Below are 21,070 nucleotides of genomic sequence, written 5' to 3'. Positions count from 1 at the left end.
AGAGAGCGGAAGATGCTAGAAGCGAACTAACTCTTCACCCTTTACGAAATAAGAAAACATATGTTTGATTAAACATATGCGGAGACGAGAAAAGGAGAGTCCTTATGGCCACATATGAAAAGTTTGTTGATCGAGAGTCTTTCGGAAAGATAGTCTCGAGGATTCGGACGACTGTCGAGACAGCATTTTGGGGAAATAATGTATTTCCCATCTCGTCGCCTCGTGAAGCTTATGAGCTTGCTAGGCGGAGTTCTGGCACAGTGGAGTTAACAGGAATGCCAGTATATGAACCAGAAGGTCAGGGATTACCTAAGGGAAGCCATGTCCTTCTTTTCAATGATGGCGCTGTGGTAGGTCGATGTGCCGCTGCTCGACGGATTATAGGCGACCCTGGGGTTTTTGTGGATGAAATGGCTTCTTTGTTGAGAGAGGCCGTTTATCAAACTCGGTACAGACATCTTTATGCTGCAGAAGCTGTCATTGGCTTGGAAAAAGACTTTATGGTGAAAGCTCACCTCCTGATTCCTGAAGGCCATGAAAATATGCTCTATAACTGGCTACTGAATTTTCAGTATACAAATAAGATTTATAACGACATGTATAAAGAATCTCGTCAGTATCCTGATGGAGATATCTATATTTTTGTCGACCCTGAATGGAAGCACCCAGATTATCCTCTGGGCCTTGCTCTCTTCGATCCAGAACATAACTGTGCTGCTATATTAGGGATGCGTTATTTTGGTGAATTGAAGAAAGGAACCCTTACTTTAGCTTGGGGGACTGCTGTCCGTAACGGTTTTGCCTCGTGCCACGGAGGGCTTAAACGGTATAATCTTCAAGGAAATCGCTCTTTTGTGATGGCTGTTTTTGGATTGTCTGGCTCTGGGAAATCCACTATAACCCATGCTCGCCACGGAAATCGTTATGATATCACAGTTCTTCACGATGATGCCTTCGTTATCAACCTGAAAGACAGATTTTCCATAGCCCTTGAGCCAGCTTATTTTGATAAAGTTCAAGATTATCCGATGGACTGCGAGGACAATAAATTTATTGTTACTTTACAAAATTGCGGGGCTATACAAAAAGAGAACGGATTTATCTATGCAGTAACGGAAGATCTTCGAAACGGGAATGGGCGGGCTATTAAATCCAAGTTATGGTCGCCTACGCGAGTGGATCGTATTGACGAGCCTATCAATGCTGTTTTCTGGCTGATGAAGGATCCTACTATCCCTCCAGTGCTCAAAATTTCCGATCCTATTCTCGGTGCCACTATGGGGGCGACCTTGGCTACTCGTAGGACTACAGCGGAACGCCTGGCGCCTGGAGTGGACCCTAATGCCCTGGTTTTTGAGCCCTACGCTAATCCTTTCCGTACGTATCCTCTCAGTGTGGATTACGAGTGCTTTAAAACACTGTTGTCAGGAGGAGTCGACTGCTATATTCTTAATACAGGTGATTTCATGGGGAAGAAAGTAAAACCTCATCATACGCTCCAGATTATAGAGTCTATTGTGGAGGGACGAGCTCGGTTTTCTCCTCTTCTGCCGTTGTCGAAATTGGAATTTATGGAGCTCGAAGAGTTTCCAGTAGACTTAAAAGATGTTCAATACAAAAAAGAGATTTTCGCCAGGATGAAAGATCGCATTGCTTTCATTAAATCTAGGGAATCAGAACGAGGTGGGACAGATAGACTTCCTCGTGAAACGCTGGAAGCACTGCAAAATGTAACGAAAGATTTGGGGTATCCAAGCGAAGCTTAGTAAGCAGGTGAAAAAATGGATATGTTTCGTAGGATGGGGGAGGAATCGATCCCCCGTCTTCTTTTTCATTTCTCTGCTCCGGCAATTACGGGGCTTGTTGCTAATGCGCTCTATAATATTGTAGATCGCATTTTTGTGGGGCATGCTGTAGGCCCAACGGGAATTGCGGCCATAGCGGTAGCTTTCCCTTTTATGGTAGCTGGAGTAGCGGTAGGGCTTCTTGTTGGAGTAGGTTCTTCTGCTCTTATCTCTATATCTTTAGGGCAAAAGAAGCATCGACATGCTGAAAATATTATGGGTAATGCTATCTGTTTGCTAGGATTAGCAAGTATTTTTGCCATGATATTAGGATGGTTTTTTCTCGATGTTGTTTTGCGTTTAGGAGGAGCCACAGAAACGTTGCTTCCTTATGGCAGGAGCTATTTGCAAATTATATTAATAGGGATGCCGTTCTCTCTTTTGAGCTTCGGATTCAACTATTTCATTAGAGCAGAAGGGTTCCCCCATTTTGCCATGATGACCCTTTTATTAGGAGCTGGAAGTAATATTCTCCTTGACGCGTTAATGATACTCGTCTTTAACATGGGGCTTGAAGGTGCTGCTTTAGCTACCATTATTTCCCAAATGCTTGCTGCTCTTTGGGCTCTTTCTTTCTATGTGAGGAAAAAGGGGACTCTGCGTATCCGCTTTAAATATATGTGTCTTCGAAAAGATATTGTAAAGCGTATTGTCTCTATTGGTATGGCTCCCTTTATATTAGAGTCTACTTTTACTTTTATCTTGGGGCTTCTCAATCAGAGATTGAAAGTTTATGGGGGAGAGGTTGCCATTTCGGCTCTTGGTGTTTTTTTCAGTCTTGACTCCATGCTTTTTTTACCGGTTCTTGGGGTGGGGGAAGGGGCTCAGCCCATAATTGGATATAATTTTGGAGCGAGAAATATCGATAGAGTCAAATCTACTATTAAGTTCGCCCTTGGCGGAGCTATAGCTTTTTTTGCCTTAAGCTGCATTGTTGTCTATGCTTTCCCTCAATGTCTTGTGAAAGTTTTTAATTCTACAAGCCCAGAGCTTATTTCCATGGCAGCCAGAGGCCTTGTTATCTCTTATAGTTGTGTCGTCTTTGCGGGCATAACCATTGTCGCGTCTTATACCTTTCAAGCCCTTGGATTAGGACGTCAAAGCCTGCTGCTTAATATTTGTCGCCAGGTACTGTTTTTTATCCCTCCTCTTCTTTTCCTGCCTCCTCTCTTAGGTACGGATGGGGTCTGGATGGCTTTCCCCATATCCGACGTAGGGGGAGGTTTACTTGCAGCCTTTCTCCTGAAGAGACAATTCCAATATTTGGAAAGATATAGGATAGAGACAGTTTCAGAAGAGAGACAGGACGTGCAAACGACTGCATAGCTTGAAATATGGCAGTATAATGCTCTCGATAAGGAGGACGACGCCTGTGTGAATAAAGGAGCAAGACGGAATTTGGTATTTTTGTCGTTACATCTCTAACGTAGTAAAACTCCGGAAATTCAGCGTTTCTTGCAAAAAGATGAATTTGGAAACTGGCATCCTGCTAGATTAGGTTCCCTCTCTTCTCTGCATGTTTGCGCCCCAACAGGGCGAGTTCCCTGAGAGAATTTTTTAGAAAAACATACATTGCTTTTAAATTAACGGTATGATACCCTCCCCATAGGTGTACATATGGGGATTTTTATATTGGAGAGGGGGTATATTAATATGTGTATATACTATAAGAAGTATCGCAAAGGCATTCTCGCCTTACTCCTTGCGATGTTTTTCATATGGGTAGGGTCACCTCTCTTTGCTGCTGACAATGTACTGCGAATGGCTACAACTACGAGCACTGATAATACAGGGTTGCTTGATTATCTTGCGCCGCTTTTTAAAGAAGACACGGGGATTGAGTTACAGTGGGTGGCTGTTGGCACTGGAAAGGCTTTAGAATTAGGGAAAAATTGCGATGTGGACGTATTACTTGTGCATGCTCCTGACACGGAAAAAAAATATGTACAGGATGGTTATGGAGTCAATCGTCGCCAGGTAATGTATAACGATTTTATTATTATCGGTCCTAAGGACGATCCGGCAAAGATAAAAGGGATGTCAGTGTTGGATGCGTTGAAACAGATTGCGGCTTCTGGTTCTCCTTTCGTCAGTCGCGGAGATAAATCTGGGACTCATATCTTGGAAATGGATTTGTGGGAAGAGGTCGGTATGGCTCCTGATAAAGAGTCGTGGTACATTCAGACTGGTCAAGGGATGATGAATACTATCAATATTGCAGCAGAACGTTCTGGTTACACTATGACAGATCGGGGCACATATATTAAGTACGAAGATGTGAATAAGGGAAAATCTCTTTTTGATATAGCGGTAGAAGGGGATGTGGCTTTAAGAAACCAATACAGCGTCATAGCCGTGAACCCGACTCGTTGTGATAATGTAAAGTACGATCTGGCGTTGCAGTTTATTGACTGGATGGTCTCTCCTGTAGTTCAAGAAAAGGTAGGACAATACACCCTCCTGGGGAAGACATTATTCTTCCCCAACGCTCAGCAATAGCGCTAATACTCAATAGTGGAATAGATTGAGATTGTGAAAAAATAAGCGCTGTCTTCAATAAGGAAGACAGCGCTTATTAAAAGTTGAAGAGGAGATATATCGTGGGATACATCTCACAAGGTTTCACAACAGCGATAGACTTGCTTTTTTCAGGTGACCCTGAAACCTGGTCCGCTATTATTACGACCCTTAAAATTTCATCTATATCTGTTTTAGCCACTATACTTATAGGCATTCCCTTAGGTTTTATGCTTGGTACCGTTTCTTTTCCTGGGCGCTCTATTATCCGCACAGGTGTAGATACCCTTTTGGCCCTTCCCACAGTAGTTGTGGGCCTGATTGTGTACTCTTTTATTTCCAGGCGAGGACCTTTGGGCAGTGCTGGTCTTCTTTTTACTCTAGAGGGAGTAGTAGTGGGACAGGTTTTCCTGGGCCTTCCAATTGTTATTGCCCTTACTGCGTCCGCCGTGGAAGGGCTTGAAGTACAGCTTTGTCATACTCTTCTCACTTTGGGCGCTACAAGAAAACAGCTGATTTTAAGTACTCTTTGGGAGGCACGATATGCCGTTATAGTGGCTGGAATTGCGGCCTATAGTCGAATTATTTCTGAGGTAGGCGTTTCTATGATGTTGGGTGGTAACATCAAATGGCATACTCGAACTATTACTACGGCTATCGCTCTGGAAACAGGAAAAGGGGAATTTGCCATGGGGATAGCTCTTGGTCTCGTCTTACTACTTCTTGTATTAATAGTCAATTTACTCCTTTCTGAGTTTAAACGGAGAAGCGCCATATGAAGACGTTATATTCCCTCCAAAAAATAAGACATTATTATAAAAATCATTGCGTTCTGGATATTCAAGGGCTAGAAATATATTCTCGCGAAATTGTGGGAATTTTGGGGCCTAACGGCAGTGGAAAAAGCACGTTGCTTCGCATTTTAGCTTTTTTGGAAACCCCGGTAGAAGGACACATTTCTTTTAAAGGACAGTTAGTTTCGGATTTGACAGTTGAGTTAAGACGGTCAGTAACTCTTTTATTACAAGATGCGTATTTGTTAAAAAGAAGCGTGCGTGAGAATGTTGGCTTTGGTTTGAAAGTGCGGGGTATAATAAAAAAAGAGCGAGAACAAAGAATAGCTGAGGCCCTTTCGGTTGTAGGCTTAGACCCTGTGATTTTTGCTTCTCGCAAGTGGTTTGAGCTTTCTGGAGGAGAGGCGCAGAGAGTGGCTTTGGCCAGTCGTTTGGTTTTAAAGCCAGAAGTTCTTTTACTCGATGAACCTACGGCCAGTGTGGATAAAGAGAGCGCTGATCTTATACAACATGCAATAAAAATGTGTCGAGAGAGGTGGGGAACAACCTTATTACTCGTAAGTCACAATGCAGAGTGGGTAAAGAATGTATCTGATAGGCTGATCTTCCTTTCTGAGGGGTGTATTGAAAAAGATATAAAAAAATCCTAATTTTATGCCCTCTTACGTTCCCATCATTTATTTCTGTACAGATTGTTTTCTCTTCCGCTGTTTCTATCTCTTTATGAGGTATCTTTTTTATTCCAATCAGATATTTCGCAATTTTTGAATAATGGACGCAATATACACTCTTTCATCGGGTTGTACAGTTGTAGTTCATGTGATAGCATGAACATAGTTTTTGAATATTCCTTTTCTTCAAAAATTATTACCTCTACTGGAAAAGCACGAGGGGGCTCCTGGTTGATGGTGAAAAGAAGAAATAAACAAACCCCTCTGTAAAAAGAAAAAAGGGGTCGCTTTCCAAGGGGAGGCGGCCTTTTGTCTATTTAAAGTCTTGCAGAAAGAGGTCCTTTTCCCAGATTTTCTGGGAATTCACGACAAGGAGGGGAATCATGGCACAGGTGGAATTGGAAAGGATCCAGAAAACGCGGGATATGGTGGCTCCGTGGAAGAATCAGAAGGGTGGTCTCATCCCGATTCTTCAGGAAGCTCAGAAGGAGTTCGGGTACCTGCCTCCCGAAGTGATGGAAACAATTTCCAGGGAATTAAAAATCCCCAAGGCAGAAATATATGGGGTGGCGACTTTTTATGCACAGTTCCATTTGAAGCCCCGAGGACGACATGTTATTCGAGTTTGCCGTGGTACAGCCTGCCACGTTCGAGGAAGCCTCAAGATTTTGGAAAAAGTAAAAGAGCTTACTGGCGTGAGCGAAAATGAGACCACTGACGATCTCAGGTTTACCATTGAGCCGGTTGCCTGCCTTGGAGCATGTGGACTTGCCCCTGTCATGGTGGTAGACAACCAAACTTTTGGGCGTCTAGCCCCCGATATGGTGGCCGGAATGCTTGCTAAGTTTGAATAACGACGAGGAGGACGGCTATGGCAAAGATCAGCAATCTTGACGAACTTAAAAAGATACGGGAATCTTCAAAGGATCTGACTTCGGCACGAGCCGAAGGAAAAATTGTCATTATTGTTGGCATGGGAACTTGTGGGATAGCGGCTGGAGCTAGAGAAGTAATGACGGCTATTATGGATGAAGTGGAAAAGAGGAAACTTACGGAAGTACACGTTCAGACCACTGGTTGTATTGGGATGTGCCAAAATGAGCCCCTTGTTGATGTAATACGGGACGGGCAACGTATTACTTACGGTAACGTAACACCGAGCGATGTGCCTACTATTATTGCTGAACACGTTGTTAATGGCCATATAGTAGAAAAAATGGCTATTGGCAGAGCAGATTAAGGGGGGAAAAAGGGGATGCCAATCTATCGTTCCCATGTCCTTATCTGTGGAGGAACCGGATGTACCTCCAACGGATCTCACGAAGTGATGGACACATTTCGCGATGAGCTGCGGAAGCAGAAACTCGATAGAGAAGTTCTTATTGTCCCGACGGGCTGTCATGGAATGTGTGAGATGGGGCCAATTGTGGTGGTTTATCCTGAAGGGACCTTTTATTGTCAAGTTAAAGCGAGCGATGTTTCAGAGATTGTAGAAGAACATTTGTTGAAAGGTCGCATTGTCTCTCGTCTTCTTTATACCGTCTCTGAAGAAGCTCCTAGAGTCCCTCATTATAAAGAAATTCCTTTTTACGGCAAACAGCATCGTATCGCTCTGGAAAACTGTGGCTATATCAACCCAGATAATATAGAAGAGTACATTGTTCGCCACGGGTATGAAGCCCTCGGCAAAGCTCTGATAGAAATGACTCGCGAACAGGTTATCGATGAAATTAAAACCTCTGGGTTGCGAGGGCGTGGAGGCGGTGGCTTCCCTACAGGGTTGAAGTGGAGTTTTTGCGCCAAAGCTCCTGGAGATAAAAAATACGTAATTTGTAACGCAGATGAAGGAGACCCAGGTGCTTTCATGGACCGTTCTATATTGGAAGGGGATCCTCATTGTGTTCTTGAAGGCATGATGATAGGGGCTTACGCTATAGGTGCAAATGAAGGATATATTTATTGTCGAGCGGAGTATCCTTTAGCAATACTTCGTTTAAAAACCGCCATCGCCAAAGCAGAGGAGTATGGGTTGCTTGGCGATCACATTATGGGAACCGATTTTTCCTTCCGTGTTCATATTAAGGAGGGGGCCGGAGCTTTTGTGTGTGGAGAAGAAACAGCTCTGATGGCCTCTATCGAGGGACAGCGAGGCATGCCTCGTCCCCGCCCGCCTTTCCCCGCAAATAAAGGTCTATGGGGGAAACCTACTAACATCAATAACGTTGAGACGTGGGCCAATGTTGCTTATATTATTCGTCACGGTGGTGCTCATTATGCGGCCATGGGAACTGCTAAATCTAAGGGGACCAAGGTTTTTGCCCTTACAGGAAAGGTGAAACATACTGGTCTTGTAGAAGTTCCTATGGGTATAACCTTGAGAGAAATTATTTTCGATATAGGCGGCGGTATTCTGAACGATAAAAAGTTTAAAGCTGTCCAGATTGGAGGCCCCAGTGGAGGGTGCCTTACGGAAGAACATCTCGACATTCCCGTAAGCTATGAATCTCTTGCAGAAGTCGGAGCCATTATGGGATCTGGCGGCATGGTCGTTATGGACGAAGATAACTGTATGGTTGACGTTGCTAAGTTCTTCCTTGAATTTACACAGCGTGAATCATGCGGGAAGTGCACTCCTTGCCGAGAAGGAACAAAACAAATGTTGTTGCTTCTTAACAAAATTACTGAAGGTAAGGGCACGCTTGAAGATCTCGAAAAATTGGAGAACCTTGCCCTTATGGTTAAGGAAATGTCTCTGTGCGGATTAGGGCAGACTGCTCCTAACCCTATACTTACAACTCTTCGTTACTTTAAAGATGAGTATATTGCTCACGTACGAGATAAAAAGTGTCCGGCAGGTGTCTGCCCTGCACTTATTGAATTCTCTATCGACCAGGACCTTTGTAAGCGCTGTGGCCTTTGTGCTCGAAACTGCCCGGTACACTGTATCCCTGGGGATAGAGCGTTGGGGTACACTATCGACACAGAGAGATGTATCCGTTGCGGCACCTGTTATGATAAGTGCCCCTTCGGAGCCATTCATAAAGGCTAGAGTGGCAGGGAGGATGCGAATATGAGCGAAATTACTCTAAATATTGACGGGAAAACCTGTAAAGGCGTTCATGGAGATACAATTCTAGATATTGCTCGTAAGAATGATGTCTATATTCCAACCCTTTGCTTTTTAGAAGGAATTTCAGCAATAGGCTCTTGCAGAATGTGTGTAGTGGAAGTAGAGGGGAACAATAAGCTTTTAACCGCCTGCACGACCCCTGCTTCTGATGGTATGGTTGTTCACACTAAAACGGAGAAATTAACAGAATATAGAAGACAGATTCTTGAACTCCTTTTTGCAGGGAGAAACCATTTTTGCATGTTTTGTTCTCAGAGTGGAGATTGCGAACTGCAGCGTCTTGCAATCGAACATGGAATGGATAAGGTTCGTTATCCTTATCTGTATGCAGATTTTCATAATGATGCTACAGATGAAGATTTGCAGATGGACCATAATCGATGCATCCTTTGTTTGCGGTGCATTCGTGTGTGCGATGAGAAAGTCGGAGCTCATACTTTAGATCTTGAAAAACGAGGCTGGAATGCCAGCGTTGTTTCAGATCTCGGTAAAGTTCTTGGTGAAAGTGATACGTGTATTTCCTGTGGGGCCTGTGCTCAGGTATGCCCTACTGGTACCATTACCATTCGTGACTTCGTCTACCGTGGGCGTCGTAATGATTGCGACGACATTGTGGAAAGTATTTGCCCTCTCTGTCCGTTAGGTTGCAAAATAAAAGCATATGTGCGGACAGGAAGTGTAGCTCGAGTAGAGGGGGCGGCTGTTAATAGTCCTGATGGAGGACAATTGTGCCATAAAGGTCGCTGGTGGCTTCCCGAATCTACGGAACGGACGCGCCTTTCCGTTCCCATGGTGCGGTCAGGTTCATCTTTCCACGAAGCTTCTTGGGATGAGGCTTTGGAAGTTGTGGCAGACAAGTTAACTTCAGCCAGAGTTGAAGGGAAGGCCGGGGCGTTAGTTTCGGGGCTTTCCACAGATGAGGAATTAACAGTGATATCTGATTTCTTCCGTGGTGCTTTGAAGCTCGAGAAAATAGATTGTTTTAATGGGGATGTACTTCGAGGGTTTAATGAGGGATTCCGTCCCTTTATGAGCCAAGGAATTCGCCCTTTTACGGCCGCTCATAATATCCTTAATAGCGATGCTATTATAGTCATAGGTGGTAATCCCCAGGAAGAAGCTCCCGTGGTGGCGAGTTATATTCGTGTTGCAACTGTTAAAAATGGAGCCAAACTTATTAATTTCTCGGCGAAAGACAATCCATTTGAGTCCATTAGCGATGTGGATATTCGTATTTCTGCAGAAGTTTTGCATGGGGCTCTTGTCTCTCTCACCGAGGCTGTAGCAGGACGAGAGGATGCTGAGAACCGGATTTCCTCTGTAGCGGACTTAGCCGGAATAGAGCCAGAAGAGGTGGCGAAGGCTGTAAAGTATCTTTCTGAAGCCCAGCACCCAATTGTCATTCTGGGTTCGAGGTTGGCAAAATATCCTCAAATTGTCATCGAAGCTGTCAACATGGCTATTACAGCTCAGGGTATTTTTGAAGATGGATTAGGTCTTGTCCCCATGGTACTCAGTGGCAATAGCCTTGGTGCCTGGAATACGGTACTCGGGGAAAAGCCCTGGCTGGAAAGTGTTGACATGGATTTCCTTTATGTGAATTCCACAGGCATGGTTCCGGAAGATCCCAAATCCCTTGAAGCTGTGAATAAAGCCCGGTTTGTAGTTGTACAAACGCCGTACATGGTGAGTCCTCTTGTGAATATGGCAGACGTTCTTCTCCCAATGCCGGCATGGTACGAACGAAGTGGGCACTTCTGTACTTTGGAAGGGGAGCGACGTCGAGTTAATATGATTGTTCCTCCTAAGGAAGGGCTCCGTGGGCTTTCAAAGGTTTTTCAGGATCTCGCGTCAAAAATGGGCATTTCACTTGTCTCTTCTTCTGCTTCGCCCTGTGAAAACATTTTTAAGTCGAGATTTTCTCCTGATAAGGCCCAAGTGGTCTCCTCTGAGGAGGTGTAGAGAATGTCGAAACCAAAAGTCGCTACTGTATGGCTTGAAGCCTGTGCCGGATGCCATATGTCCTTTCTCGATATCGATGAGCGGATTATCGACCTCCTGGATAAGGTGGATCTTACAGCTACACCGATAACGGATATTAAGGAGTTTCCTGAGGTGGAAGTAGGAGTTATAGAAGGGGCCTTGGGTAACGAGGAAGAGCTTCACCTTGCTAAGGAGTTACGTAAGAAGTGTAAAATACTCATTGCTTGGGGCGATTGTGCTGTCTTCGGTGGCATTAACTGTATGAGAAATTTCATGAAACCTGAAGATGTCCTCAAGGAAGGGTACGTGAATACTGTCTCTACGGTGAACCCCACGGCTGTGATTCCAGGAGAAAATATCCCCCATCTTTTGCCCCATGCCATTCCGGTAGACTATGAAGTAAAGGTGGATGTTTATGTTCCTGGATGCCCTCCGGATGCGGATACTATCTATTACGTTTTCCAGGAGATCCTTCAGGGTCGAATTCCTAAGGTCCCTGTGGATATGATGAGGTATGACTAGGGAGCAGGGAGGGGACTTAAAATGAGTGCAGAGAAAGCAAAAACAATCGTTGTCAATCCTGTCTCCCGTATCGAGGGACATGGAAAAATTACGGTAATGTTGAATGGTAAGGGCGAGGTAGAGGGGGCTCGTTTTCACGTCACTCAGTTCAGAGGGTTTGAAGCCTTTACCAAGGGGCGAGATTTCAGGGAAATGCCGGTTATTACCCCTAGAATTTGCGGCATTTGTCCTGTCAGCCATCATCTTGCTTCGGCCAAGGCGTGTGACGCAGTCCTTGGAGTTACCATTACTCCTACGGCTCATAAATTGCGAGAGTTAATGCATATGGGACAGTTTGTTCAGTCTCATGCTCTCTCTTTTTTCCACTTATCAAGTCCGGACTTGCTTTTCGGGTTTGATGCTGATCCGGCAAAGAGAAATGTGGCAGGGCTAGTGCAGGAATTTCCAGACCTTGCCGTTATGGGTGTGACAATACGAAAGTTCGGACAGGAAGTAATTAGAACGCTCGGAGGTAAAAAAATTCATCCATGGCACAGCATTCCAGGTGGTGTGAACAGGAGCCTGAAGGTAGAGGAACGAGATGAACTATTGGGAAGGCTTCCTAAAATAAAAGAAGACCTTCGAAAAGCCTTGGACTTAATCAAAAACTATCTCGCAGAACATGGAAGAGAAGCCAAAGAGTTTGCAACTCTTGAAACATCTTATCTCGGTCTTGTTCGTGAAGGGGACTTAGAGCTTTACGATGGACGTATTCGTCTTCGAAGTCCACGAGGTAGAATTACCGATGAATTCGACAGCAAAGAATATGTTTCTTTTATCGGAGAGCATGTGGAACCGTGGAGCTATTTAAAATTCCCCTTCTATAGACCGTTGGGTTTCCCTCATGGTAGTTATCGAGTTGGGCCATTAGGGCGTCTCAACGCTTGTGATGGAATTTCTACTCCAGAAGCTTCAGCAGAGTTGATAGCCTTTAGAAAACTGACAAATGATGGTGTGGTGCACTATACTATGTACTATCACTATGCGCGACTTATTGAAGCTTTATATGCTGCGGAGCGTATGGAAGAACTGCTTCATGATCCAGATATCACCGGAAGCGAACTCAGAATTACATCAAGCGAACTTCAGCCGGAGGGCATAGGAGTCATAGAAGCTCCCCGCGGAACATTGATCCACCATTACCAGGTGGACGAAAAGGGTGCTATAACAAAAGTAAACCTTATTGTTGCTACCGGTCATAATAATTATGCCATGAATAAAGGCGTGGAAATGGTGGCTCGGCAGTATGTTCATGGCGGTACTGTCAAAGAGGGAGCCCTGAACCGGATGGAACATGTGATTCGGTGTTATGACCCTTGCCTCTCCTGCTCTACCCACGCTGTAGGACGAATGCCGCTGAAGATGACAATAGTGGATGAGAATGGGCGAGAGATTCGAACTGTAGAAAAGAATTAATTTGTTGTATTATGGCAAGGTCGGTGTTGTTTTCCCGGCCTTGCTTTTCTAAAGGAGCTTGTATGAAAGTCTTTATAGCTGGATTTGGAAATCCTTATCGTGAAGATGATAGTGTCGGTTTATATGTGGCTCCATTAGTGGCAAGTTGGTTGGAAGAGCAGGGAGTTTCTGTGAGTATATGGAGTGGTCAACAGCTTCTTCCAGAGCTAGTTTACGATTTGGAAGACATGGATGTTGTCGTTTTTGTTGACGCCGATGCAAGACAATTCCCAGAAGGATATGCGCTAGAAGAGTTAGATGCGAATCCTCTCCTTGAAGGGTTAAATATCCATTCTATGGGTCCAGCATGGCTCTTGTCTCTTATGGAGAGGCTGGGAATGGTGAAGCCGAAAACATTGCTTCTTTCTATCTCTGGTTTTTCTTTTAATTTCAGTGAAATAATAACCTCCCAATGTATGGATGGAGCGAAGAAGGCGGAGGAAGCCTTTCGGAAGTGGTGGAAAGAATTTATATCTTTACAAGAAGGAGAATAAACCATGTGCAAAGTTATTACGCCAGAAGCAACTGAAGGTCATGTCCATGTACACGGGGCTCTGGAAGAAGCGGAACTTTTAAGAGAAACTATTTCTGAAGAGCTGGATTCTATAACGAGTTTAGTGGCCAGATGGCACGCAGTAGAGAGTGTCGAAGGCAAAAATACCTTCTTTCAGGCTATTAAAGCCAAAAGGACAGTGCTTAAAAGGCTATGGGAAGCTCTAACGGAGATGGAAGAAAGTTTTCTCTTAGAGGGATGTGAGGAGGCTCATTGCCATCATCACCACTAGAATATAAAATTATGTCTCAAATCTGAAGTTTTATTCTACAACGGGAGGTAGAATTTTTTGCCTCCCGTATTTTTTATAAAAACGAAGAGGGGCGGGGATTATTATGGTTACTAGTAATAAAAGAGATGGAATTATGTTTGTCTTCGTTGCAAGTTTTTTATGGGGAACTTTGAGTCCGGTTGGGAAAATTCTAGCTGCTTTGAAAACTGATATGCTTCTTGTGGCACTTGTACGGGCTGGGTGCGTGTTCCTCGGCGGAGGACTTTTTTTGTTATGGAGAGATCCTTCCCTCTTCCGTATTTCGTTTAAACAGTTTATTTTAGTGGGTTTTTTTAGCATATTCGGAGTGGTAGGAATTTACGTGGGGTATTTTATGGCGCTTCAAGATCTTACAGTAGCTACAGCCGTGGTTGTTTTATACACATATCCTTTATTGACCCTTATAGGATCTGCTCTCATTATGAAAGAACCTCCATCCCCCACTCTTATTTTAGCGGCTTTTCTAGGGTTAATAGGGGTAGGAGTGACAGTTTGGGGTTCAGGCACATCCCTCCTTATCAGGGAGTCTGTCCGAGGTTTTTTGTGGATATTTATATCAGTACTGGGAATGGTTGCGTATTCTTTGTTTGGCCGTTGGGTTGCTAAGAATCAATTTATTGCTCAGGAGAGCCTCTTTGTCTATGCTCATTTCCTTGGCTTTTTCTGGATTGCTCTCTTTTATGGTGTTTTTCACAGCGTCTCTTTAACAGGGTGGGTACAAGCTCTGCGTTCCCTGTCCCCTGCTCAATGGGGGTGGATTTTATATGTAGGATTTGGGGTTAGTCTTTTTGGTTATTCATCGTATTTTTTAGCCTTGCGTACCATTGAGGCTTCTACGGCGAGTACTATCGCTACCATTGAAATTGTCATAGCCATTACGCTGACGTCTCTTTTTATGAAACAGCTCCCTACAGCAGGGGAGCTGTTAGGGAGCTTATTAATCACGATAGCTGTAGTTCTCGCTACAGGAAAAATCTCTAGCAAATTTTCCATTTTTCAACAGTAGGAAAAATCTGCTTAAAAACTTTATGTGTTTCTCGAGGAAGGACTCGATACCCCTTACACTCCTTGACTATCCACGTATAGTAATCTTTGTAAAAAGATTGACTGAGGGAAATTACAGACTTTTTCCTGTTTTCTTTAATCAGTTCATAACTGTTTTTTATAGCCCGATCTTCATCGCTATCCCACCGAAAGGTACCTAAGGCGTAAGCGACATTTTTTTCATGGCTATGAGCCGAAGCCAAAGGGATAAGAAAGGTATTATCGCTCCAGTCATATGTTCCATATCCCTGCCCAGGAACCATAATAACTGTAGGGAGCCCATACATTCGTATACGAGAGACCCGCAATAAGTCTAAATCCCGACTAACCATCCCCTCTATTTGAGAGGCTATCTGCTTCAAAGAAAGAGGCTGCATATGTCTCCCACGAGAGAGAAGGGGCGTTTTGTCCAGCCTGGCACTTTTAGCAGTAAGAGATATATACTCTTGTTTTACGGCTAAGATATTACGTATCTCTCTTTTGAGAAAAGGAGGGGTTTCTTTTTCATACTTTTCTTGAAATCGCTCTTTTTTCTGCCGCCATTTCTCTTTTTCCATTTCAAAATAGCACAAGGACATAGCAATATATTGAGTTTGTTGGTGTAGATGGAGTACCCGGCTCAACTCTTCCTCAGAAAGGGGGGAGTCAGACGCAGTATATGTATCTTTTAGAAGGCGAAGCATCATCTTTTCAGCTTCGTTATAAGCGTAATGACCTGATGCCATGACCTGCCTCTCATCATCGGAACTCTCTCGATATTTCCGAGTCCTGTAATGTACTTCAGTGTAAAGTCCTAAATTCTTTTCAAGGCTGGAAAGAAGAGATATTATATTGAGCTCTGGAGATGAGAGCCCCATATCAAAAATAACCTGCAAGAGAAGGTGAAGTCTTTTCTTAAGAGACTCGAGCTGGTGTTCCATCTGTCCTTGCCGTTCTTCTAGAGAAGGGCCTTTTAAAGGGCCGGCGTAGTCTTTTTGGAAGACGAGGGAATATAGTTCATTAAAATAATCTGTCATGTGGAAGTACTGAAATAAACCGACGGGGGCCTCTTCATCGCTGTAAGACGGAGATTCTTCAAGAAGATCTGGCAATATCCCGTAATCAATAAAAGCCCTTTCTACCTCATCAAAGAATAATTGTTCGGGTTCTTCTTCTATTTGGGCAGAGACGAGACTCCACACTAATTGCCAGTAAACATCACCAATTTTTTGCCATAGCTTTCGGGCTTCTATATGATCCGAAGTATCATCTGAAGCAGCCCTTTTCGTGTATTCTCTCCATAAATCAAGAAAAGCGTTGTATACTTGTAGCAATTCTTGGTTATTTTCCCATCGTGTAAAAGGACAACTCACTTCATCAACTCCTGCTCTTAAATAAATCAAGTATTTTGAGGATAATTCCTTTTTGAAATTCAATGGCATTATTGGGGCAGACTTCCTGACAGCAGAAGCATCGAATACATTTATTGTAGTCGAAAGAAAGATTGCCATATGAGTCCAAAGTTATAGCCTTAGCAGCGCAAATTGTTTCACATTTTCTGCATCGAATACATAGCTTTCTGTTTTGTATAGGTCTTGACACAAGAAAACGCTTAGAAATTCCATCGAGAAAGGAGGGAAGAAGATGAAGAGAGTCTAAGTTGGGAATAAAGACTTTCTCGAAGGAAAAGGCCTGGGGCATCTCTCTGTTAAAATGAGCATCCTCTATTTCTATGTTCATTCCCCGTCGCATTGCGGCTCGGTATAGAGGAAAGTGCCCAAGGTTTACGCCAAGAAGGGTGCAAATGGTAAAATCTAAAGCGAGAGTATCGCTAGAAGCTCCCAACAATCCAAAGAAGCGGGGAGTGCCATTCCCAGGTCCGTGCCCTTCCATACCCCATATGCCATCTAATATAGTAAGAGCAGGATGAAGCGCTTCGTAAATATCGAGATGAAGCTCAGCAAAAAGATCCCGATTTAACCCTACATTATAATGCCACGAAGCTTTTTGCTGCCCTACTACTGTTCCAAACAAATTTTTAACGCCTAAAGTAAGAAGCATTTGGGCGTGTGTTTTTAATTTGGGTATGTTGATAATCATATGAGATTCCAATGCTAGGCGAGCTAATTCGATGCGGTGAAATTTAGCCTGAGGGCCGGGGTTCACTGGAATAGGGTCTGTAAGTTCTACCAATGGTATTTGGAGTTGACGGGCTATATCGTTCATTTTTGTTTTTTCTGCAACTGATGCAAATCGGTCAAGACCAGGGCTATCACCTATTATTGGACGGCCGTACCGATCAAGAACTGCTTCAGCAACGGATTTAACCAGAGCAGGATCAGTTGTAATACGTTTATCTAGCGAAGAAGCAGAGAGTAAATTAGGTTTTAGAAGTATGGAATCTCCAGGCCGTATAGGTGTTTGTGCGTCTATAAAACATGAAAAGATATCTTCTACAGCTTTTCGTAGTGATTTTTCTTCGTAGTTTTCTTGCTTTAATAACATGATAACAGCCATTTTTATCGCCTCTTCTAACAACGAATGAAAATTTCTTTTATATTGACTTTCAATAAGCTTAAGCTAAAATAAATACAATATCAAGGAAGTTCCTGAAGGGGAGTAGCTTGAGAGGCAGTGTCAACATCATGGCGTTAAGCCTGGCACTGTCGTTGGTTTTAGAGCCAATAAGCGAGACCTTCGAGTGTGACGTAAGTCATGCTGGAGGTCTCGCTTTTTATTTAGACTGTCGTAGCTATTATTTTTATTAATATTAGTATAGAACAGAAATGATGGGAGAGTGAACTGTAAAATGGGAAATTTTGTGGAAGGGGTTATGGCCCTGTCTTTTCAGCAGATCACCATGATCGGGATTGGGTCTTTCCTTATCTATCTTGCTGTAGTAAAGGAATATGAGCCAACATTGTTGTTACCCATGGGTTTTGGAACGATTCTTGTCAATATTCCACTTACATCAGCTTTAACTCAAATGGTGGCTGGTAAAGTTCATGTAGGTGCACTCACCCTCCTTTTCGACGTGGGTATTGCTACAGAACTATTTCCTCTCCTTATCTTTATAGCTATAGGGGCAATGATTGATTTCTCTCCGCTTTTGCAATCTCCTCTTACAGCAGTTTTCGGTTTAGTAGCCCAAGCTGGAATTTTTCTCACACTAGGGTTAGCTCTCCTGATGGGCTTCGATCTAAACGAAGCTGCTGCTATAGGGATTATTGGCGCGGCTGACGGCCCAACTTCAATTTATGTGGCCTCTCGTTTCGCCCCTCATCTTTTAGGGCCTGTTTCTGTGGCAGCGTACTCGTATATGGCTCTAGTTCCCCTCATACAGCCTCCTATTATTCGTTTACTCACTACGACGCGGGAGCGAAAAATACCCATGACGTATTTAGAAAAGCCGGTTTCTAGAGGGGCAAAGATTCTTTTCCCCATAATCGTTACTATTGTAGCTGGTATATTGGTGCCAGCCTCTGTATCTCTTATTGGTTTCCTTATGTTCGGCAACCTTTTGCGAGAGAGCGGCGTGGTAGATCGTTTGGCCCAAGGAGCTCAGAATGAACTTGCTAATATTGTAACTATCCTGTTGGGTCTAGCTATCTCAGCAACGCTTACCGCTGATCGTTTCCTTCAGCCATCGACTCTCTTGATTTTAGGTATGGGACTCGTTGCTTTTGTTCTTGATACAGCAGTAGGCGTGCTGTCGGCTCGATTATTGAACTGCTTTCTCAAAACTAAGCTTAATCCTATAATTGGAGCGGCGGGCATTTCTGCTTTTCCTATGGCAGCCAGAGTGGCACAAAAGATAGCAAATAAAGAGGACAAAACTTGTTTTATTCTTATGCCTGCGGTAGCTGCCAATGTTTCTGGACAAATTGGTTCTGTTTTAGCAGGTGGACTTTTAATTGCCATGTTAAGTTAATTCGAACGGGCAAGGTACGATGAAGTCGAGGGTAAATAATATTGCTAAGCGCCAAAAACTGCGCTGGGTTGGTTCAGTATGATGAAGTTGGGGATAAATAATATTTCTCTTGAAGGTATGTGGTAAGATAAAAATAGAATTATAAAGAGGATAAATTAAAGCAGGAACTGTCGGACGAGGCGAATAATATGCCCGACTGTTTCTTTTCGATTCTAACTTTTAGGGGCGACTCCTGCAAAGGGCGCTCCTTTTTTATTGTAGAGGGATGTGATCAAATGCCTTGGAAAGAAATAGAACACACAGCAGATGTAGGTTTTGAAGTGAAAGCCGCTTCTCTTGACGAACTTTTTTTAGAAGCAGCTCTTGCTTTGTATGCATTAGGTTATGGAGAGACGGAGGAACTGAGGGAAAACTATGAGAAAAGGAAGGAAATTTTACAAATAGAGGGTATAGATCTTGAAGAGTTAGTGGTTTCGTGGCTCAATGAGCTTATTTTCATAGTGGAAACACGTCATGTTCTCTTTGTGCCCACATCTGTTCATGTTATAGCAGAGCCCCTTCATATCACAGTAGAAGGAGTTTTGTCTGAGAGACACGGAGTACGTCTTCCTGTGAAATCTGCTACATATGGAGGGTTGGTTATCCGAAGATACCCCGATCCCTTTCTTCGGATTTTTTTGGATGTATAGCGAGAGGTGAAGAATATGAAAGGATCCTTGACGAGAATGGATGACGTCCGTCTCCTTCTCGGACGCGAGGCGCAAGATGGGATGAGGGTGCCAGGGCTTATTTACGCTGATAAATATATAGAATCCATGCTTGAAGAGGAAAATGCTCTTCTACAAGTTGCCAATGTTGCATGTCTTCCAGGTATTATCGGATATAGCTTCGCTATGCCTGATATCCATTGGGGATATGGTTTCCCAATTGGCGGAGTTGCTGCTTTCGACGTGGATGAAGGGATTATTTCTCCCGGTGGTGTAGGCTACGATATTTCCTGTGGAGTTCGTCTTCTTAGCTCTAGCCTCGTTGTGACAGATGTTACGAACGTAATGGATCAATTGTTGCCTGCTCTTTTCTCCGCAGTACCTTGTGGAGTGGGGTCTAGTAGCAGGCAGAAGCTGTCAGATAGAGATTTGGAAAAGGTCCTTACAGACGGTGCCCGTTGGGCTGTGAAGGCTGGATATGGGATTGAGAGCGATCTGGACCACACAGAGGAGAATGGCTGTTTAGAAGGAGCTCTTCCTTCAGTAGTATCGAATCGAGCCAAAGAACGAGGTCGAACTCAGTTGGGGACTTTAGGATCTGGGAACCATTTTTTAGAAATTCAAGTAGTAGACGAAGTTTTTGACGAGAGAGAGGCTTCAAAATTAGGCTTAAAAACAGGGTGTATTACAGTGATGATTCACTGTGGAAGTAGAGGATTGGGGCATCAGGTGTGTGATGACTATCTCAAGGTTATGAGGCGTGCCATGGAGCGTTACCATATAATTGTCCCTGATCGCCAACTCTGTTGCGCTCCTATAAAGTCGGAGGAAGGGGGAAAATATTTGGGAGCTATGAAAGCGGCAGCTAATTTTGCTTTGGCAAATCGCCATATGATAGCAGATGCGGTGCGTCATGTTTTTACAGCATTTTTCCCCAAAGTACCTCTTCGCACTGTTTATGATGTGAGTCATAACATGGCCCACATTGAAATTCACGAATGGGAAGGGCATCGGAAAGAACTTTGCGTTCATCGTAAGGGGGCTACTAGAGCTTTTCAAGGACAACCGGTTCTTATCCCGGGAAGTATGGGAACAGCAAGTTACGTTCTTGTGGGAACTCGACAAGCAGAGATAGAGACTTTTGCATCTACATGCCATGGCGCTGGAAGGGTCTTGAGTAGAAATGAAGCAGTGAAAAGAGCGCGAGGGCAGGATCTTTTTAAGATCTTATCAGAACAGGGGATATCCGTAATGGCTGAAAGTCCTCGAACCCTAGGGGAAGAAATGCCGGAAGCATATAAAGATGTGTCGAATGTTGTAGATGTTGTTCAAGAAGCTGGCATCAGTTTAAAGGTGGCAAGACTTCGTCCCTTAGCTGTGATGAAAGGATAGGTTCTAATTTCATAAAGTTTTTGCTTTAGACACAAACTCCCGAATTTTTATAAAAATTCGGGAGTTTGTATGTCTGTTAATGAAAAATGTAACAAAACAAGTTCAGATTTTAAATACATCTCAGACAACATAAAAAAATAAAAACATATTATAATAGAATCTTTGGAAAATATGGGCATTGATAAAAGAGTTCCAGAACAGACGTATTTTAAGAGTAGAGGAGGTTTTACAGAATGAT

The 21,070-nt window shown here is 43.6% G+C and carries 20 protein-coding genes; 18 read left to right on the top strand and 2 right to left on the bottom strand.

Annotation, left to right across the window (positions count from 1 at the left end):
- Window positions 1-104 precede the first annotated feature (104 nt).
- From B4J50_RS07665 to B4J50_RS07600, 14 genes are all read left to right on the top strand, one after another.
- Window positions 105-1,766, top strand: coding sequence for a phosphoenolpyruvate carboxykinase (ATP) (locus B4J50_RS07665; RefSeq protein WP_024821657.1), 1,662 nt, complete (start codon window positions 105-107; stop codon window positions 1,764-1,766).
- Window positions 1,767-1,781: 15 nt separating this feature from the next.
- The gene (locus tag B4J50_RS07660; RefSeq protein ID WP_024821658.1) at window positions 1,782-3,170 is read left to right on the top strand and encodes an MATE family efflux transporter; all 1,389 of its coding nucleotides are present in this window, start codon (window positions 1,782-1,784) and stop codon (window positions 3,168-3,170) included.
- Window positions 3,171-3,497: 327 nt separating this feature from the next.
- Complete coding sequence (locus tag B4J50_RS07655; protein WP_024821659.1) at window positions 3,498-4,343, top strand: substrate-binding domain-containing protein; 846 nt, start codon at window positions 3,498-3,500, stop codon at window positions 4,341-4,343.
- Window positions 4,344-4,444: 101 nt separating this feature from the next.
- Entirely contained in the window at window positions 4,445-5,140 is a 696-nt protein-coding gene (locus tag B4J50_RS07650; protein WP_286847156.1) for an ABC transporter permease, read from the top strand.
- On the top strand, window positions 5,137-5,805 hold the full coding sequence (locus B4J50_RS07645; protein ID WP_024821661.1) for an energy-coupling factor ABC transporter ATP-binding protein: 669 nt from the start codon (window positions 5,137-5,139) through the stop codon (window positions 5,803-5,805). The genes B4J50_RS07650 and B4J50_RS07645 overlap by 4 nt, the downstream gene beginning before the upstream one ends.
- A 404-nt stretch (window positions 5,806-6,209) precedes the next feature.
- The gene (gene nuoE / locus B4J50_RS07640) at window positions 6,210-6,680 is read left to right on the top strand and encodes an NADH-quinone oxidoreductase subunit NuoE (RefSeq protein WP_024821662.1); all 471 of its coding nucleotides are present in this window, start codon (window positions 6,210-6,212) and stop codon (window positions 6,678-6,680) included.
- Between the two features lie 17 nt (window positions 6,681-6,697).
- Window positions 6,698-7,066: a (2Fe-2S) ferredoxin domain-containing protein gene (locus tag B4J50_RS07635; RefSeq protein ID WP_024821663.1), complete on the top strand. Its 369-nt coding sequence runs from the start codon at window positions 6,698-6,700 to the stop codon at window positions 7,064-7,066.
- Between the two features lie 15 nt (window positions 7,067-7,081).
- Complete coding sequence (locus B4J50_RS07630) at window positions 7,082-8,875, top strand: NADH-quinone oxidoreductase subunit NuoF (protein WP_024821664.1); 1,794 nt, start codon at window positions 7,082-7,084, stop codon at window positions 8,873-8,875.
- A gap of 21 nt (window positions 8,876-8,896) precedes the next feature.
- The gene (locus B4J50_RS07625) at window positions 8,897-10,918 is read left to right on the top strand and encodes a molybdopterin-dependent oxidoreductase (RefSeq protein ID WP_024821665.1); all 2,022 of its coding nucleotides are present in this window, start codon (window positions 8,897-8,899) and stop codon (window positions 10,916-10,918) included.
- Window positions 10,919-10,921: 3 nt separating this feature from the next.
- The gene (locus B4J50_RS07620; protein ID WP_024821666.1) at window positions 10,922-11,461 is read left to right on the top strand and encodes an NADP oxidoreductase; all 540 of its coding nucleotides are present in this window, start codon (window positions 10,922-10,924) and stop codon (window positions 11,459-11,461) included.
- A 21-nt stretch (window positions 11,462-11,482) separates the two neighbouring features.
- The gene (locus B4J50_RS07615; RefSeq protein WP_024821667.1) at window positions 11,483-12,916 is read left to right on the top strand and encodes a Ni/Fe hydrogenase subunit alpha; all 1,434 of its coding nucleotides are present in this window, start codon (window positions 11,483-11,485) and stop codon (window positions 12,914-12,916) included.
- 62 nt (window positions 12,917-12,978) lie between these two features.
- Complete coding sequence (locus B4J50_RS07610; RefSeq protein ID WP_024821668.1) at window positions 12,979-13,449, top strand: hydrogenase maturation protease; 471 nt, start codon at window positions 12,979-12,981, stop codon at window positions 13,447-13,449.
- Between the two features lie 3 nt (window positions 13,450-13,452).
- Window positions 13,453-13,740, top strand: a complete 288-nt coding sequence (locus tag B4J50_RS07605; protein WP_286847149.1) for a hypothetical protein — start codon at window positions 13,453-13,455, stop codon at window positions 13,738-13,740.
- A gap of 103 nt (window positions 13,741-13,843) precedes the next feature.
- Window positions 13,844-14,785, top strand: coding sequence for a DMT family transporter (locus B4J50_RS07600; protein WP_286954061.1), 942 nt, complete (start codon window positions 13,844-13,846; stop codon window positions 14,783-14,785).
- On the opposite strand, the gene B4J50_RS07595 is transcribed toward B4J50_RS07600, so the two are convergent.
- Both B4J50_RS07595 and B4J50_RS07590 read right to left on the bottom strand, forming a co-directional pair.
- A complete protein-coding gene (locus B4J50_RS07595; protein ID WP_286954058.1) occupies window positions 14,757-16,205 on the bottom strand; it encodes a hypothetical protein in 1,449 nt (482 codons plus the stop codon). The two genes, B4J50_RS07600 and B4J50_RS07595, sit on opposite strands and share 29 nt — an antisense overlap.
- On the bottom strand, window positions 16,180-17,319 hold the full coding sequence (locus tag B4J50_RS07590) for a DUF362 domain-containing protein (protein ID WP_024821672.1): 1,140 nt from the start codon (window positions 17,317-17,319) through the stop codon (window positions 16,180-16,182). Before B4J50_RS07590 ends, B4J50_RS07595 begins: the two co-directional genes overlap by 26 nt.
- A gap of 128 nt (window positions 17,320-17,447) precedes the next feature.
- Here B4J50_RS07590 and B4J50_RS07585 point away from each other — a divergent pair, with 128 nt between their 5' ends.
- The 4 genes from B4J50_RS07585 to B4J50_RS07570 all read left to right on the top strand — a co-directional run bounded on the left by B4J50_RS07585 (window position 17,448) and on the right by B4J50_RS07570 (window position 20,832).
- On the top strand, window positions 17,448-17,570 hold the full coding sequence (locus B4J50_RS07585; protein ID WP_286954056.1) for a hypothetical protein: 123 nt from the start codon (window positions 17,448-17,450) through the stop codon (window positions 17,568-17,570).
- A gap of 41 nt (window positions 17,571-17,611) precedes the next feature.
- On the top strand, window positions 17,612-18,733 hold the full coding sequence (locus tag B4J50_RS07580; RefSeq protein WP_286847140.1) for a sodium ion-translocating decarboxylase subunit beta: 1,122 nt from the start codon (window positions 17,612-17,614) through the stop codon (window positions 18,731-18,733).
- Between the two features lie 275 nt (window positions 18,734-19,008).
- Window positions 19,009-19,422, top strand: a complete 414-nt coding sequence (locus B4J50_RS07575) for an archease (RefSeq protein ID WP_024821674.1) — start codon at window positions 19,009-19,011, stop codon at window positions 19,420-19,422.
- A 15-nt stretch (window positions 19,423-19,437) separates the two neighbouring features.
- Window positions 19,438-20,832, top strand: coding sequence for an RtcB family protein (locus tag B4J50_RS07570; RefSeq protein ID WP_286954055.1), 1,395 nt, complete (start codon window positions 19,438-19,440; stop codon window positions 20,830-20,832).
- The last annotated feature ends 238 nt before the right edge of the window (window positions 20,833-21,070 follow it).

The sequence above is a fragment of the Aminobacterium sp. UBA4908 genome (assembly GCF_002398115.1).
Classification (GTDB): domain Bacteria; phylum Synergistota; class Synergistia; order Synergistales; family Aminobacteriaceae; genus Aminobacterium; species Aminobacterium mobile.
The sequence above is the reverse complement of the archived record's forward strand: the minus strand, read 5'-3'. Positions and strand labels throughout refer to the sequence as shown.